Source organism: Paenibacillus ottowii, assembly GCF_006874425.1.
Lineage (GTDB): Bacteria > Bacillota > Bacilli > Paenibacillales > Paenibacillaceae > Paenibacillus > Paenibacillus ottowii.
This window is the reverse complement of record NZ_VIJZ01000011.1, coordinates 52,311-68,320: the sequence shown is the minus strand read 5'-3', so window position 1 is coordinate 68,320 and position 16,010 is coordinate 52,311. Positions and strand designations below refer to the sequence as shown.

Here is a 16,010-nt window from a genome sequence, read left to right as displayed (position 1 = left end):
TCTAATAATATAAGTTCTTTTTCTGGCCCAAAGATAGAGTTTATGTCGAATTTTATGGTTATTCGTTTCTATTTTAATCTTAGACCTAGTAAAACTCCGCTACGTAGGAACAAGATTAGTGACACACCGAAACAAATCACAGAAAACAGGCTAACGGAAATAAAACCACCACTGTGCGCGTATAGCATTCCTGCTGTGAAAGAGCCAACCATCGTTCCAAAATACATAGAAGAATTGGCAAGTGATGAAACTGTTCCGCGTGCTGTGGCAGACAAGGTTTGAAGCATACTCATCATAAGCGGAAAAATCATTCCAAGGATAAGGAAGATCAGAAAATATGTAATTTCGACATAGGTCACACTAGGTAAATAGGGCAGAAGCAAATAAAGCAGGCCGATAAAAATTACGCCATAGATCAAAGAATGCTTAGGACCCACTTTGTTAACTAGGCTGCTCCCAAATAAGCTGCTGATCGTATTTCCTAAACCAAGGAATAATATCACCATACCAATAACTGCAACATTGAGGCTGAATTTGTCGGACAGCCATGTGCCAATAAAAGAGAAGGCAGCAAAATTTCCGAGTTGGAACAGGAAGTAGGCCAGAAAAGCGACCTTAGGTGTTGAGCCCTGCAGCAATGAACGATATCTGTTCCTAATCGAGGGAGCCTTTTGCTTCTGCATAGAAGGAGGTAAGGCGGGCAAGAGAACAGCAGTCCAAATAACGATCAGGAAGGTGCAGCAACCAATCACAATAAAGGGTATTTGCCACCCGGCGGTAGCGAGATAGCTGCCAATGGGAACGCCTAGCATTTGGGAAAAGGCTAATCCTGCGGTGGCAACTCCCATGGCTTTTAACACTTTATGTGGTTGAACTAATTGAGGAATGGCTGCCCAAACTTGAGGTGAGGCAAAAGCAGCACTAATGCCAGCCAATAAGCGAAAAGCAAACATGGTCCAAAAATCAACGGCAAAGCCGCAAAGTAGAGTGAAGATACCGAAACCAAGCAAACCGAACAGCAGTACTTTTTTTCGATTCCATGCATCTGACAACGGTCCTGCTATTAAGGCAAACAGAGCATACCCTAAAGCATAGGCTGAAACGATCCAGCCCGATTGTTCGATAGAAATGCCAAAGCTTTCACGAAGAAGAGGCAGAAGAGGCGACACAATGAACGTATCCGTACCAATGAAAAACATAATCAAGAAAAACAAGGTGATAATTTTACTCAAAACGAAACCCTCCATTTGTTCTAATGTTCGAATATTTTCGAATAATAGAAATATAGCATTCCAATATGCTATAATGCAACTATAATTCTTTATTAGGCAGGTGAACGGATCTTGAGAACGCTGTATCATCCTAACGTAATAGAAATTACTTTACCTACAGTTTTATATGCACTCAGTGACCCCATTCGGCTTAATATCATCCAGATTTTAGACGAAAAAGGGGAGCAATCCTGTAGCTCGATAGATATTTCAGCCCCAAAGTCAACCTTGTCTCATCATTTCAAGGTTCTTCGGGAATCAGGGGTTATTCATACGAGAATAGAGGGAACCCAACGCTTTATCTCTATCCGTTACGATGATTTGAATGAACGCTTTCCTAGCTTGCTGTCCGCTGTACTGACGGGCTTGAAGAGATAAAAGACAAAGGTCTAGTTAGCATAATACTAACTAGACCTTATTTGTTGAAGGACAACCCTATATACTTATAAGTTGCCGCTTATTTTGCAGCTAGAGGGAAGCTAGTCCTTCTAAACGTCATTCATCATGTCGTTGAGATGCGAATTCTCCAACGATTGTGTTAGGGTTTGCATATTTTTCAAGTAGTCGATTTTATAGATACAGGAGTATATCACATTTAATACATAGTCAAAGGCAATTTGTGACGAAAACGTACCAATCTTGGCATGCTTTACTTCGTCATTAGGCACCTGGATACAGATATGGCTTAGTCTGGCCAATTCACTTTGATTGGTAGCTGTAATTGTGATAAATGGAATATTTTCTCGCGCAAAATGTCGTGCCGCTTTTAAAAAAATCGGTGACTTGCCATGATAAGTTAAAAAAATAGCGCAATCCTGCGACGTTAGATTAGCCGTATGGTAAGCCCATTCAGACAGCTCCGTGGCTATAACCACGTATTTGTTGATTTTTATTAATTTATTCTGAAAACTTTTCGCTCGGATTTGTGAATCGCCTAACGCATATATAAAGATCCTATCCGCTTGATTCAGCAACTGGGCCGTTTGTGACAGCAAGTTATCACCCAAGAAGGTAAAGTTTTTTTCAATCGTTTCCTTCATTAGCTCTGCAATTTCTTTCGCCACTTGTAGTGGGGTTTCATCAAATCCGAATGGATAGTTGGGGTCTACATTGGAAATATTCTGGGTATCCTGCTGAAATTCCAGAGCAAGTTTAATGGTAAACTCCTTGAAGCCGGATAGCCCAAGTTTATGAATTAATCGATTAATGGCTGAGTGTGAAGTATACGTAGCTTTGGCAAGCTCCTGAATATTTAAATGTAGAATCTTTTCCTTATGGGCCAAAATATAGGAAGCAATGCTTTTTTCGTTTGGTGTAAAGTTTTTCATTTCAGACAATTGCATCAGTATTTTCAACAGGTTCCCCCCGGTTCAATAGAAATAGCATTTTACAAAAGATGTAAAGTGAACATTTTGTTTAAAAACAAACCGTCTTGCTTACAATTATTCGGTTGAATGTACCATTTTGATGGTAAATTCTTTACGATCGACGTTCTTTTACTATAATAAATGAAAAAGAGTCTAGGGGGAATTAATATGCTTACCATCGGTTACATTGGGAATGGCAAAAGCACCAATCGGTATCATCTTCCTTTTTCATTGAGCAGAGATTATTTGAAGGTAAAGACGATCTACGCCCGTAATCCAGATAAAGGGGAGTGGGAGAAAACCCCGGGCGTGCAGTATACAGATCATCTTGAATCTCTAATGAACGATAAGGAAATTCAGTTGATTGTTATCTGTACACCTGTAGAATCGCACTACACGTATGCGAAAATGGCACTCGACCAGGGAAAAAATGTACTTGTTGAGAAGCCCTTTATGTTGACGAAAGAAGAAGCTGTGTCCATCTTCCAATATGCCAAAGAGAAAAATCTGATCATACAGTGCTATCAAAATAGACGTTATGATTCGGATTTCCTCACTACAAAAAAGGTTATTGAATCAGGAAAACTCGGTGATTTGTTGGAGGTAGAGATGCATTTCGATTATTATCGCCCTGAGACTCCTAACTCCACCTCTCATTTTTCCAAACATAACAGTTACCTGTATGGACACGGCGCTCATACCATTGACCAGGTTCTTTCCTATTTTGGGAAACCTGACACGATCCACTACGATGTTCGCCAATTGCTCGGTTCCGGAAGAATGAATGACTATTTTGATCTGGATTTTTATTATTCCCCACTCAAGGTATCCATCAAATCCAGCTTTTTTCGTTTAAAAGAGCGGCCGAGTTTTGTGGTATACGGCAAAAAAGGTGTTTTTATAAAGCAGACAAAGGATCGTCAGGAAGAGCATCTTAAATTATTCTATCTGCCTACGGGACACCTTGATTTCGGCCTTGACCAGCCTGAGCATTATGGCATCTTAACATACCTGGATGATGATGGTCAGTACCATGAAGAAAAAGTTGTTTCTGAAAAAGGAGATTATGCCCGGGTGTATGATGATCTCTATCAATCGATCATACATGGCAAGGAAAAAGTGATTAAAGATGAAGAAACCATAACTTCAATGGAAATACTTGAGAAGGGCATAGAGGAGTGTAATTAGAATGAAATTGGGAATTGTCGGAGCAGGAATAATCGTAGGGGATCTATTGAGCTTTATTCAGGAAATCCCGACTATTTTATTAAAGGCCATTTGTTCTAGACCTAATCATGAAGAGAAGTTATTGGATTGGCAACATAGATATGGAATCTCTCAGATTTATTCGGATTACAGCAAAATGCTAATGAATAATGACGTGGACACTGTTTACATTGGGTTGCCTAATCATCTTCATTATTCATACGCCAAAGAAGCTTTATTGAGTGGTAAACATGTCATATGTGAGAAGCCATTTACATCCAATGTGCATGAATTTCTAGAGCTAAAAGAAATTGCTCAGCAAAGAAAATTGATATTGGTGGAAGCCATTACGAATCAATATTTGAAAAATTATTTGTCCATGAAGGAGTATCTACCTAAACTTGGCGAGATTAAAATCGTGGAATGCAACTATTCTCAATATTCTTCCCGGTATGAGGCTTTCAAAGAGGGGATAATCCAGCCTGCATTTAATCCGGAAATGTCTGGGGGAGCCTTGATGGATATCAATTTATACAACATTCATTTTGTTGTTGGTTTCTTTGGGAGCCCTAAGAAGGTGGAGTATTGGGCGAACATGGAGCGTGGCATTGACACCTCAGGTATATTGCTGCTGGATTACGGCGATTTCAAGTGTATTTGCATAGGTTCAAAAGATAGTACGGCACCTAATGCTGTGAACATTCAAGGCAATAAGGGCTATATCCATATGGCGAGTTCAGCTAATGTATGCGACAATTTTGAATACACGCCTACTAAGGAAACACCCATCCGGGTGGACCTGAAAGATCATCCGCACCGTATGTATGACGAATTTGTTGAATTCGACCGCATCATCCGAGAAAATGATTTAGAAAAAGTCTCGGATATGCTTGAGCACAGCGAAAAGGTTATGAAGGTCATTGAGGAGGCCAAAAAGTCGGCGAATCTCGTATTTGGTCCTGATAGACACGACCTTTAATACTTTTAGCTGAAATTGAGGAAGCAACCCGCTTAAGCTGCTTTTGACTCATGAATGTGAGAGTAGCAGATAGATAAGTCTGCTACTCTATTTTGGAGCGCCGGAATCACCATTTCCGGTCCAAAAGCATGCTGATTTGCTCAGCCATCTCGACCGGTGGGAGAGGTTTTTCGTTCATACTATGATATTTTTCTCAAAATATTCGCGCCAAATCCACTGCTTTGGTATGTTTTGACGAGATCACCAAGTCGTATAGAAAAGCCCAAGATACCGCTGTCCCTGTTCGTTCCACGGGGTACATCATACCATTGTCCGCTGACTTCCACCGCCCCGGTCGGATCGTAAGTTACTTCCCCATCCAACACATTGGTCCAATTATGACCACTGCCGTTGTCGCTAAATCCTGCCCACCAGACATGGGGGTCATCATGCGAATGTAGTACACGCTTGAACCTAGGCAAATGCGATTTGAGATTAGAGATCTCAATGGTCTGATTCGAATAGTTGGGCGAGAGAAAATGGATGAATGGAATATGATGATTGATATGAACAGCAGAGGGATTTTGTATGGAATTTCGGCTGATTTGCCTGTGATGCGAGAACAGAAATCGGGACACATCATTAAGTTGTCTTCTATTACTGGACATAATGTCTACCCAGACAGCACTGTATATTGCGCGATTAGGCATGCAGTCAGCAGAGGAGTTGGAGAGAAGAACAGGCCTATGATCTAATTCTTTCTTAGCTGTGGAGATTGAATTGATGGGATACTTTATTTTCAGAGAGTCATACCAGGTAAAATCATCGAATTTATACGAAAATGATTTTACCCAGTATGACGTATTTAAGATCAATAACACCAATCATAGCGTTCTAACTAAAGTCTATCCCCTATTGAAACTTATATCTCAATCATGAGGAAGTCTCCTTGGTTAAAGTAAATAATTGAGATGAGAAATCGTATTTCTCCGCAATATTAAAATCCAGGTCGGCCTTACAAGGGGGAGTGAGTATAAGTCCGATGTTCATTAACTCGCTGCCTGTAAAACGTTGACCCAGTTCTTCCACGAAATATACTGCCATTTCGTCCAGTCCGATAAGCTTTAACCGTTCATAAGCCGCATTGGGACGCGACAGCACCTGGTACCAGCCGACGAGAGCATGCTCACGCTCTGCATCAATGGTCATCCAAGCTGTCTCATTTTTTTCAAAAGGACTCTGCAGACGGTAAAACGTTCCCTGGGTAATTAATCGACGGTGGCGTTTATATACTTGTATCTGCTTTTTGATAATACCGCATTCTTCCTCGGTCAAAGCCAATGGGTCAAGTTCATAACCGAATACACCGAAGTAGGCGACATTTGATCTGGTTTGCAGCGGTGCGGTTCTGCCTACCTGGTGGTTCGGAATGGTTGACACATGAGCACCCATACTGCTAAGCGGATAGGCCATGGAAGTGCCATACTGAATCTTGAGACGTTCAATAGCTTCGCTATCGTCGCTCGTCCATGTTTGCGGAGCATAATAAAGCATTCCTGGGTCAAACCGTCCCCCACCGGAAGCACAGGACTCAAACAAAATATCAGGGTGTTTGGTAATCAGCTTCTCATACAAAGCATACACGCCTAAGACATAACGGTGGAAAAACTCGCCCTGTCTGTCCTTACCTAAAGATAATGAATAAGCTTCTGAAATGCAGCGATTCATATCCCATTTTACGTATTCGATTCGAGCAGAGGAGAGCACGTCATCCATTAGCTTGAACAGGTAATCCACAACAGGTGGCTGGGAATAATCAAGAACAAACTGATGTCGTCCATGCTTGCGCTTGCGACCGGGTGTTCCCACAACCCAGTCCGGATGTTGTTTCATAATATGAGAATCGGAGTTAACCATTTCCGGTTCGAACCAAAGGCCGAATTTCATACCGAGCTCATTGATTTTCTTTGCCAAATTCGAGATTCCGTTCGGTAGCTTTTCGCGGTTTTCAAACCAGTCACCGAGCGAGGTGGTATCATTATTTCTTTGGCCGAACCAACCGTCATCTAAGACAAAGAGTTCAATCCCTAGTTCACTTGCTTTTTTAGCCATATCCACTATTTTCTGCTCGGTAAAATCAAAGTAGGTTCCCTCCCAGTTATTGATCAATACAGGTCTTTCTCGGTCGGCCCAGCTACTACGAATTAAGTGTTTATTGTACAGGCGATGGAATGCCTGGCTCATGCCGTTCAAACCGCTCTGTGAATAGACCATAACTGCTTCAGGCGAATAAAAACATTCTCCAGGCTTCAGAGTCCAGCAAAATTTTTCAGGATGAATACCGAGGCACAGTCGAGTCGTTGAATAGCTGTCCACTTCTGCCTGGGCAAGAAAGTTCCCACTGTAGACGAGATTAACTGCATAAACTTCTCCATGGTGTTCCTGAGACCCTCGTTTGGCAAGCGCAAGGAATGGATTATGAATATGGCTACTAATTCCCCGTGTGCTCCCAATGGACTGAACGCCTGGTCTGAGTGGTGTACGTTCTACATGTCGTTCCCTGCCCCATGCCCCAGACAAATGAATAATCTCATATTCAGAGTCTGGAAGATCAAGGCTCATGCTCATGAGACGGTTGACTTTCAGAATACTATTTCCGGAATTCGTGATGGATACGGATCTCGTGATTACAGGAAGTTCGCTAAAGATGATGTAAGCAAGCACGGCAACCGCTCCTGTAAGGGAATCGGTCAGCGTGATCAGGAGTGTCTCTGCTTCATCTGCTTCCTTACAAAACGTAGCAGGGAGATGGGGGATTTTAGGTTTCCCTGTGATGACTTCATAACGGTCAAAGATGAACTCCATTACATGAGAACCGTCCTCCTGTATGATCTCAACGGCTGGTTCTCTAAAATCTCCACTTCCTGAAGAAGGAAACTCCTGCTTAATGCTTTCCAATGATGTGACCAAGTCGCCGTCAAACTCACCGACAGACACGGAGCGGTAGCTTCGTTCAATAAAACGGTCATATTGACCAAGGTACTCTATTTTTTTGCCATAATATAAATGCTCCAATTGTCCGTTCTCCATGACACGGAAAAGATAACTGCAATATTTGTTCGTTAAGTGAAATGTACGTTCTTTTGGGTTAACTTGTATACTAGCCATGTACATAGCCCCTTTCAAAATATAAAACCCTGTTGAAAGCGTTATTATTGAACTCAGCATAACAAAGCCAGTGATAGAAAATACATTACTTTTTTTAAGTGAAATATGGGGAAAACAAAGAAACCTTTTAAAAAAGTTTTAGTTAGATTCTATCTTTTTTCTAGATATTTATCATTCTTGACTTATACTATACTGATCAATTAACAAACATAGATTTTATATTGGGGAAAGTACGGGAAGGTTGTGATTGGAAGAAAGCTCTTCTTTTTAACGAAGCTTTAAAAATATGATGTGTACATCTCCCAGCGGATATAGGGGTCATTTTCTTTGATTTTACTATATTAATCTGTGTTAATCTCAGTATATGAAAGCGTTTTTTTTGCTATTGTAAAATTGTTGTTTTTTTCCTGCATGGTATTTTTAACGAATGTAAAAAGACTACCTTTACGGGAGGAGAAACCGTGCGTGGATTTTATAATTGCTTTTATTCCAGCCATCGGTTGGGGAGTCATGCCGATTTTGGCGCATATGACTAAAGCCAGTCCCTGGGAACAACTGACAGGTACCGTTATTGGTGCTGTTTTGATTTCCCTGGGCTTGTATATCATTCACCCAGCCTCAATAGCACTGGTTCCTTTTGTGGTAAGTTTTATATTCGGTATTTTCTGGACCACTGGACAATTGCTCCATTTTTATTATTTTCAAAAAGTGGACGTATCCATCACCATTCCTGTCATTTGCAGTCTACAGTTGATAGGGACGACGCTATTTGCCACACTGATCTTGGGTGAATGGATAACAGGATATCAATATGTGAAGGGTGTTGGTTCTCTTCTATGTATATTGGCGGGAGTTCTATTAACCAGCTATCAGGCCAAGTCTGCTGGGCTATCTAAGCCCATTTCAGTACCCATTATCTTGATGCTGGTTTGCTCTGGGTTAGCGTTAAGTAGTTATGTATTCATTAATCAGTACTTTCATACCACTGGACTGTCCGTCATTCTACCGCAATCGCTCGGGATGATATGCACGGCACTGGTTATAAATGTGAAAGGCAAGCATCGGCAGCGAATCTCTCCAGTGCTTCGCAATTTGTCTACAGGATTGGTCTGGAGCATTGCCAATCTAGCACTGCTTATTTCCAACGGTCTGATCAGCACGGCGGCTAGTTTTCCGATCTCTCAAGCAAGTATTGCGATTGCTTGTATCGGTAGCATTTTAATAGTTAAGGAAAAGAAAAGTCCTCAGGGGTGGATAGCTATACTTGTGGGAATTACAGTGCTGATGATAGGAGTAGGAATAATCAGCTTGCTCAGGCCTTAGAGGAGAATTCGAAAACGGTGGCAGTTATGGACGATAAAATAATGTCTTAAGACTGTCGCTGTTTTATTGAAGTGTTATAGCTTTAGCGTAATACCTAGAAAAAAAGAGCTTAAACTTCAATGTAACACGCTTTTCCGGGATTGACAGAGGTAGGGTTGCATGAGAAAATGTACGCGCGTACATAAAATGATTGGAGGTGAGCGATATCGTTTCGCGCAAGGAAGTAGCAGAACTCGCTGGCGTGTCCGAAGCGACGGTGTCTCGGGTATTGAACGCGACCGGTCCGATCAAGGAAGATACGCGAAAAAGGGTCCTGGACGTTGCCAATCAACTTGGATATGTTCCCAGTGCATTGGCCCGCAACTTTGCCCGAAGCAAAAGCGGCCATCTTGGTGTGGTTATGCCTTATGTCCCGAAGGCGCACCTGTTCTCTGCCTATTTTTTCTCCGAGATGCTGAGCGGCATCGGCAACAAGGCCAGAGACAGCGGGCTTGATCTGCTATTATTGTTCCGAAAGCCAGGGGAACGGATAGACTACAGCAGTCTTTTCCGCCAGCAAAGGGTCGACAGTTGTATCATTCTTGGAGCAAAAGATGACCACGATGAGGTGGAGGCTCTGAGGAAACTTCAGGAAGAGGGGCGGCCGTTCTGTGTCATGAATCACCATTTTGAAGGACAGTCGTTCTGTGAAGTGGATGCAGACCATGTAGAAGGAAGCCGGGTGGCTGTAAGTCACCTCATTGAGCAGGGATGCAAGCGGATAGCCTTTCTCAACGGTCCGGATATCTATTCCAACAGTACTGAGCGATTGAAGGGTTATCTCATCGCGCTTCAGGAGGCTGATATTGAATATGACCACGAGTTGGTTCTGGAAGGGAACTACAGTCGCCGAAGCGGGCTCGAAGCGTCGGCTACAATTCTAGATAAATTAGATAATATTGATGCCGTATTTGCAGCGAACGACCGGATGGCCCTCGGTGTAATGCAAGGTCTCCGTGAACGCGGGCTGGCAGTTGAGCAATTCCCAGCGTTTGTGGGCTATGACGATTCGGATGCAGCTGAGATGGCTGTTCCGCCGCTAAGCAGTGTCCGCGTACCTTTTTATGAGATGGGGGAGCTTGCAGCCTCGAAGCTTATACCAGGTTCTCAGGATCTTATTCCGGCATTGGAACTGACGGGGAGCGATCCGATCAGAGAACTCCTGTCCACAGCGCTAATTGTTAGGGCGTCATCCATTCGTCAATAACAGCATACATCAATAAATTCGTTGAAACTCATACCCATAAGGAGGATCACGACATGTCTAAGCGTCTTCGTATTGGAATGGTTGGCTACAAATTTATGGGCAAGGCTCACAGCAACGCTTATCGTAGTCTACCCATGTTCTTCCCAGACGCCCCGCTGCAGCCAGAGATGTCCGTCATCTGTGGACGTAACGAGCAGGGGGTTCAAGCAGCTGCTCACCAGTTCGGCTGGAGCGAGAGTGTTACGAATTGGCGTGATCTAGTGAAACGTAACGATATTGATCTTATTGACATTAACGCCCCGAGTAATGCCCATAAGGAAATTGTCATGGAAGCTGCCCTCCATGGCAAGCATCTGTTTTGTGAGAAGCCGCTTGCGCTTTCCCTGGCAGATTCCCGTGACATGCTGGAGGCAGCAGAGAAAGCAGGGGTCAGTCATATGATTGGCTTCAATTATCGCTTTTCTCCGGCTGTCCAACTGGCGAAACAGCTAGTCGGAAGCGGCCGCCTAGGCAAGATTTATCATTTTCGTGCCTTTTTCCTTCAGGATTGGATCATGGACCCATCCTTCCCGCTGGTATGGCGGTTGCAAAAAGAAGTGGCCGGTTCTGGCTCTCATGGCGATCTTGGGGCCCATTTGATTGATCTCGCTCGGTTCCTGGTTGGCGAATTTCACGAAGTCATCGGCATGAGCGAGACGTTCATCAAACAGCGCCCGCTGGCTTTGGAGATGAGCGGATTGAGCTCCAAAAGGAGTGCCGAGGCCAATGCACCGATGGGAGAAGTAACGGTCGATGATGCCACGTTATTTCTAGCACGTTTTGCCGGAGGTGCGCTGGGCAGCTTTGAAGCTACACGCTTTGCTGCTGGACATCGGAGCACAAATTCATTCGAAATCAACGGTAGTCTGGGCAGTGTACGGTTTGACTTTGAGCGAATGAATGAGCTGGAAGTGTATTTCACACAGGATGAGGAAGGTGTTCAAGGCTTCCGCCGCGTGCTCGCCACCGATCCGGCACACAAGTATTCCGAAGCCTGGTGGCCTGCAGGACATACAATTGGATTCGAGCATACCTTCACCCACGAGATGCTAGAGATGTTGAGTGCTATCTCCGAAGGACGGCAACCTTCACCAAACTTTCATGACGGGGTCGCTTGCCAGGCCGTGCTTGAAGCAGTAGAACGATCTATAAAGGAACGCCGTTGGGTATCCATTGAAGAAATGTAGGTTAACAACACATTCCGAAAGGTGAGTGGATTACAGATGCGCAAGGCACTGATTGTATGGGGTGGATGGGACGGACATGAGCCGGAGCAGGTGTCAGCTATTTTTGAACGTATTTTAAAGGAAGAACAGTTCGAGGTAGAGGTATCTAATAGCCTTGACGCCTACCAGGATGCGGAGAAACTGCTTGGCCTCGACCTGATCGTTCCCATGTGGACTATGGGCCAGATTGAGCAGGAATTAGTCAATCATGTATCAGCAGCAGTTCAAAGCGGCGTAGGTCTGGCAGGCTGCCACGGTGGCATGTGCGATGCCTTTCGGAACAACGTAGACTGGCAATTCATGACAGGCGGGCAATGGGTTGCACATCCCGGCAATGACGGGGTGGAATATAGGGTGAACATTAAGCGAGGCTCCAGCCCGTTGCTGGACCACATTGAGGATTTTCAAGTCAAAAGCGAGCAGTACTACCTCCATGTAGACCCTGCGGTTGAGGTGCTGGCAACCACACGCTTCCCAGTCGTTCCGGGACCTCATTCAGCCAATGGACCAGTGGATATGCCTGTTGTATGGACAAAACGATGGGGGAACGGACGCGTGTTCTACAATTCGCTAGGTCATCACGCAGATATCATAGATATACCCCAAGTGACCGAGATGATGCGTAGCGGGTTCCTGTGGACTGCAGCTGGCAAACAGGCGGCGGTCAACCGTGATAGCTCCCTGACAGAGGCATATACGGGGATGGCAGACAGCCAGCAGCAGTAGCGTGAAAGGATATCCGATGCAATAAAAGAATGCCATTATCCATTTTTTCTGAAGGAGAAGGGAGTTCAGGCATGAAAAAAATGAAAGTGGGTATCATCGGTTGCGGTAAAATTAGCGGAATTTACATGGAAAATTGCCATCGTTTCGACATTCTGGAGCTGTTCGCAGTAGCGGATCTGGACCAAGGTCGGGCAGAGGAGCAGGCGAAAACGTTCAACGTTCCAAACGTATATACGGTAGATGAGATTTTGGCTGATCCGCAGATCGAACTCATCATTAATTTGACCATCCCGGGCGTTCACGCTGATGTGTGTCTAAGAGCACTTGAGGCTGGCAAGCATGTCTATGTGGAGAAGCCACTTGCTGTCACCCGAGAGCAGGGCCAGGCAGTCTTGGATCTTGCTCAACAAAAAGGACTGCTTGTCGGCTGCGCACCGGAGACCTTCTTTGGTTCCGGTATACAGACATCATTAAAACTGATTGAAGACGGAGTCATTGGGAATCCGGTAGCTGCTACGGCTTTTATGATGATTCGTGGACACGAACATTGGCATCCTGATCCTGAATTTTATTATGCAGCTGGTGGTGGTCCGATGTTTGATATGGGACCTTATTATTTGACGGCTCTGGTGCAATTGCTGGGACCGATTGCCGCCATTTCGGGCATGACCAGCAAAGCGATGGATCAGAGAACAATTACGAGCGAGAAAAAGAGAGGCCAGACCATCTCAGTCGATATTCCGACCCATGTGGCTGGATTGTTGCGTTTCAAGCAGGGAGCTGTTGGTACGCTGATTACCAGCTTTGACATCTTTGGTGGAAGTACTCTGCCACCGATCGAGGTATATGGTACGCATGGCACGTTGCAGGTACCTGACCCGAACACATTCGGAGGGCCAGTTCGCTTTAGGCTGGTAGGTGAGCAAAATTGGACCGAGGTCCCGCTGCTGCCAGGTTACCAGGAGAATACACGAGGTATCGGTGTTGCTGATATGGCCTATGCAATCCGGAATGGACGCCCCCACCGCGCCAGCGGGGAACTGGCCTACCATGTGCTGGAAGCGATGTGGGCATTTCATGATTCTTCCGATCAACAGACCTTTTATCAGATGCAGAGTACATGTCAGCGCCCGGCGGCCTTACCGGGAAATCTACCCTTATATACATTAGATGTGTAAACGAGTACCAGCCTGAAGCTGTATTCGCAGCATATAAAATTACAAGACTGAGGATTGCCCCAATAGCAGGCCTGGGATTTGCCTATTCTGCTCTAGATGTTTCAGTGCTGTTAAAAAGAAGGCTCCAGTTCCGCTTTGACTGCGGCTTTGGAGTCTTCTTAGTTAACTGTTAAGAACAACATGCTACATAATTGTATCCCTCGAAAAGATCTTAATGCTATAAAAAAATAGCAGCATCATCACGAGGAATGCGCTAGAAAGGACTGTTTAACTTGATTATTTTTATGATGTCGCTCTAATATAAAAGAAACACCCGCTAGACATCTATGTACTCTTAATACTGCGGCGCTGTGAATGTATTTTTGATTGTTCAAAAATAATAGATTGATAGATTGCTAATATGTGAGCAAAGAATAATATCGCAATTATAATTTTTAAAGAGGGTGAAAATATGTGTAGATACGCAATGTATGGCCCATACAAAGATATCTTTGCCTGCTTTGTATGTAGGAAGGTATATAAACAAACATCCCGTTTTGAGATTCCAAAGGGAAAATATGATGGGATTGTCCATGTCTGTCCGCAATGCCAGGCGCCTATGCATGACATGGGGCATGATTTTCAAGCCCCGAAGCAAACGGATATCAAGCAGTGGGAAAAGATAGAGCTTCTGTACCAAAATGGATATACATACCATTCCTGCGGTTGTGGCGGTCCTGGGTACAGACCTTCCCGGCTGCAAGAGGTTCCTGAATTCCTGAATGCGCAGCGAAAGTTTGAGAATGAGGGAGAGGCATTGCTGCATCGGCTTTTGCAGAGTTAATTGAACCGAGCAAGTAACAAACATGGACTATTCGTAGTGTGGTCATAAGGAGGTCACCATGAGAAATTGTGCACTTTATAGCTCAACCTTCGATCTGGATCAGGTTGAGAAATTATTAAATTCGATTTATCCCAATAATCAGATACACGTGAATGAAAGCAAAACTAGGTTTGAGGTCAAAGGCAAGGGCTGGTTTAATAAGAAAGTCAAAGGGTTTAATATAATGACCAGCAAAACGAATCCGGAGGAGTTTGCCTCCATGCTTAACGGAATGATAAATTTTTTCAGTCAGATTCCTGCTGAGAACAAACAGCTGCAGCAAAAGCTGCTGATCAAGATAAGTACGCTGAATATGGTGATTGGTGTGGAGACCGAGGAGGATATATCCAAAGCCTTTTTTGCCGAATTGCTTGATTTCATAAATTCGCTGGATGGGCTAATGTTCTGGGGTGGCGGTAATTTGCTTGCACCTGACGGAAGTCTGTTATTAGATGTTAATGGACGTTCGGAAGTGGAAGATTATACAGTTACTGCTCATGTCAGTTATTTGCATGGAGAGGACCGAATTAGCGAATCCGGGATGAAGCGAAAGCTGCAGTCGGAAAAGAAATTGGTCGATCAAGGCTTTACGCAAATGCCGCCGATCCCAGGCAGGCTAGGAGATGAAGCCGCAGACAGCATCCGTTCTCTTAAGGAAGTGGCTGGTCGAGCCGTTGCTTTATGTATTGTGGCACTGAAAGGTGAGTGTATCGGTGCGGGTGAAAGCATGGAAGACACGAAACGGATAATAAATCAAGTGACTGATCAGTATGGCGCGGACCGTTTCTTTTCACCAGAAGAAAAAAGGTTCCTATTCAATGATTACGTCGATGAGTCGGAAGGTATCCAGTTCTCTTGGCGTTATGAAGGCTTTTGGGTTCTGTTATGGGCTTTGGGCCATCTTGATCAGCTAGGTGACCCAACTGGGATTTGCGACGTGCCCTTGTCTGTTTCAAAGCTGCAGCAATTTGACTCGTTTGAGGATTTTCTGTCAAGCTCAAGGCTGCGCAGCAGCAAGGAAATTTTAGATGAAGCCGATTTAATTTGGCGTTATGACTGGTTGTGTGTGGATAGCCGTATTCATAAACAGCCCGCCCCTGGAAATCTGGATGATGGTGTAGTGTATGAACGTCATCGTGTGCTAAAATGGCTTACTAGTTACATGGGACAGGAGTGGGATGATGTGCGCACAGATACATAATAGGAAGCCTGAATAGCAACAATCCTCTACCGAATAAGTAGAGGATTGTTTGTTTGACGAGTTTAATCGACAGCTACATAAATAAAACAAAGTTAGACAAGACAACTGATAGCAGAAAGGTGTCTTGTTTTGTATTTTTAGGACCCATGCCATGGAGTTAGGAAAACAGATTTTAAAACTTTTTACTCATCAAGGAATAGTACTGAAAAACAAAAATATATATGCCTTAGGTCGCTTTG

At 44.1% G+C, this 16,010-nt stretch carries 15 protein-coding genes; 11 read left to right on the top strand and 4 right to left on the bottom strand.

All coding sequences use genetic code 11. The features are described 5' to 3' along the window. Positions 1-68: 68 nt before the first annotated feature. Complete coding sequence (locus tag FKV70_RS21800; RefSeq protein WP_142614409.1) at positions 69-1,232, bottom strand: MFS transporter; 1,164 nt, start codon at positions 1,230-1,232, stop codon at positions 69-71. Between the two features lie 111 nt (positions 1,233-1,343). On the opposite strand from FKV70_RS21800, the gene FKV70_RS21795 reads away from it, so the two are divergent. Continuing rightward, complete coding sequence (locus tag FKV70_RS21795; protein WP_063210458.1) at positions 1,344-1,649, top strand: ArsR/SmtB family transcription factor; 306 nt, start codon at positions 1,344-1,346, stop codon at positions 1,647-1,649. Between the two features lie 110 nt (positions 1,650-1,759). Here the strand turns inward: FKV70_RS21795 and FKV70_RS21790 are convergent, their stop codons facing one another. Continuing rightward, positions 1,760-2,626 (bottom strand): MurR/RpiR family transcriptional regulator, encoded by an 867-nt coding sequence (locus FKV70_RS21790; protein ID WP_142614407.1) that lies wholly within the window; start codon positions 2,624-2,626, stop codon positions 1,760-1,762. A gap of 180 nt (positions 2,627-2,806) precedes the next feature. On the opposite strand from FKV70_RS21790, the gene FKV70_RS21785 reads away from it, so the two are divergent. After that, on the top strand, positions 2,807-3,826 hold the full coding sequence (locus FKV70_RS21785; RefSeq protein ID WP_142614405.1) for a Gfo/Idh/MocA family oxidoreductase: 1,020 nt from the start codon (positions 2,807-2,809) through the stop codon (positions 3,824-3,826). A 1-nt stretch (position 3,827) separates the two neighbouring features. Continuing rightward, complete coding sequence (locus FKV70_RS21780) at positions 3,828-4,823, top strand: Gfo/Idh/MocA family protein (protein WP_142614403.1); 996 nt, start codon at positions 3,828-3,830, stop codon at positions 4,821-4,823. A 179-nt stretch (positions 4,824-5,002) separates the two neighbouring features. Here FKV70_RS21780 and FKV70_RS26755 read toward each other — a convergent pair whose 3' ends face one another. Continuing rightward, complete coding sequence (locus tag FKV70_RS26755) at positions 5,003-5,470, bottom strand: hypothetical protein (protein ID WP_244310812.1); 468 nt, start codon at positions 5,468-5,470, stop codon at positions 5,003-5,005. Here FKV70_RS26755 and FKV70_RS26750 point away from each other — a divergent pair. After that, complete coding sequence (locus FKV70_RS26750; RefSeq protein WP_244310811.1) at positions 5,396-5,557, top strand: SDR family NAD(P)-dependent oxidoreductase; 162 nt, start codon at positions 5,396-5,398, stop codon at positions 5,555-5,557. The two genes, FKV70_RS26755 and FKV70_RS26750, sit on opposite strands and share 75 nt — an antisense overlap. 178 nt (positions 5,558-5,735) lie before the next feature. Here the strand turns inward: FKV70_RS26750 and FKV70_RS21765 are convergent, their stop codons facing one another. Then, positions 5,736-7,970 (bottom strand): alpha-galactosidase, encoded by a 2,235-nt coding sequence (locus FKV70_RS21765; RefSeq protein ID WP_142614397.1) that lies wholly within the window; start codon positions 7,968-7,970, stop codon positions 5,736-5,738. A 465-nt stretch (positions 7,971-8,435) separates the two neighbouring features. Here FKV70_RS21765 and FKV70_RS21760 point away from each other — a divergent pair, with 465 nt between their 5' ends. From FKV70_RS21760 to FKV70_RS21730, 7 genes are all read left to right on the top strand, one after another. Further along, entirely contained in the window at positions 8,436-9,293 is an 858-nt protein-coding gene (locus FKV70_RS21760) for a GRP family sugar transporter (protein ID WP_142614395.1), read from the top strand. Between the two features lie 190 nt (positions 9,294-9,483). Then, positions 9,484-10,539 (top strand): LacI family DNA-binding transcriptional regulator, encoded by a 1,056-nt coding sequence (locus tag FKV70_RS21755; protein WP_142614393.1) that lies wholly within the window; start codon positions 9,484-9,486, stop codon positions 10,537-10,539. Between the two features lie 53 nt (positions 10,540-10,592). Next, a complete protein-coding gene (locus tag FKV70_RS21750) occupies positions 10,593-11,765 on the top strand; it encodes a Gfo/Idh/MocA family protein (RefSeq protein ID WP_142614391.1) in 1,173 nt (390 codons plus the stop codon). A gap of 36 nt (positions 11,766-11,801) precedes the next feature. After that, a complete protein-coding gene (locus FKV70_RS21745; protein WP_064797130.1) occupies positions 11,802-12,530 on the top strand; it encodes a ThuA domain-containing protein in 729 nt (242 codons plus the stop codon). A gap of 71 nt (positions 12,531-12,601) precedes the next feature. Continuing rightward, on the top strand, positions 12,602-13,708 hold the full coding sequence (locus FKV70_RS21740) for a Gfo/Idh/MocA family protein (protein ID WP_063210444.1): 1,107 nt from the start codon (positions 12,602-12,604) through the stop codon (positions 13,706-13,708). Between the two features lie 451 nt (positions 13,709-14,159). Continuing rightward, positions 14,160-14,531 (top strand): hypothetical protein, encoded by a 372-nt coding sequence (locus tag FKV70_RS21735; RefSeq protein WP_142614389.1) that lies wholly within the window; start codon positions 14,160-14,162, stop codon positions 14,529-14,531. Between the two features lie 58 nt (positions 14,532-14,589). After that, positions 14,590-15,771: a DUF4272 domain-containing protein gene (locus FKV70_RS21730; protein ID WP_142614387.1), complete on the top strand. Its 1,182-nt coding sequence runs from the start codon at positions 14,590-14,592 to the stop codon at positions 15,769-15,771. Positions 15,772-16,010 lie beyond the last annotated feature (239 nt).

Excerpts from the sequence above, each read along its gene's own strand:
- FKV70_RS21785 (WP_142614405.1), top strand. The coding sequence starts at position 2,807 with ATGCTTACCATCGGTTACATTGGGAATGGCAAAAGCACCAATCGGTAT.
- FKV70_RS21780 (WP_142614403.1), top strand. The coding sequence starts at position 3,828 with ATGAAATTGGGAATTGTCGGAGCAGGAATAATCGTAGGGGATCTATTG.
- FKV70_RS26755 (WP_244310812.1), bottom strand. The coding sequence starts at position 5,470 with ATGTCCAGTAATAGAAGACAACTTAATGATGTGTCCCGATTTCTGTTC.
- FKV70_RS21765 (WP_142614397.1), bottom strand. The coding sequence starts at position 7,970 with ATGGCTAGTATACAAGTTAACCCAAAAGAACGTACATTTCACTTAACG.
- FKV70_RS21750 (WP_142614391.1), top strand. The coding sequence starts at position 10,593 with ATGTCTAAGCGTCTTCGTATTGGAATGGTTGGCTACAAATTTATGGGC.
- FKV70_RS21745 (WP_064797130.1), top strand. The coding sequence starts at position 11,802 with ATGCGCAAGGCACTGATTGTATGGGGTGGATGGGACGGACATGAGCCG.
- FKV70_RS21740 (WP_063210444.1), top strand. The coding sequence starts at position 12,602 with ATGAAAAAAATGAAAGTGGGTATCATCGGTTGCGGTAAAATTAGCGGA.
- FKV70_RS21735 (WP_142614389.1), top strand. The coding sequence starts at position 14,160 with ATGTGTAGATACGCAATGTATGGCCCATACAAAGATATCTTTGCCTGC.
- FKV70_RS21730 (WP_142614387.1), top strand. The coding sequence starts at position 14,590 with ATGAGAAATTGTGCACTTTATAGCTCAACCTTCGATCTGGATCAGGTT.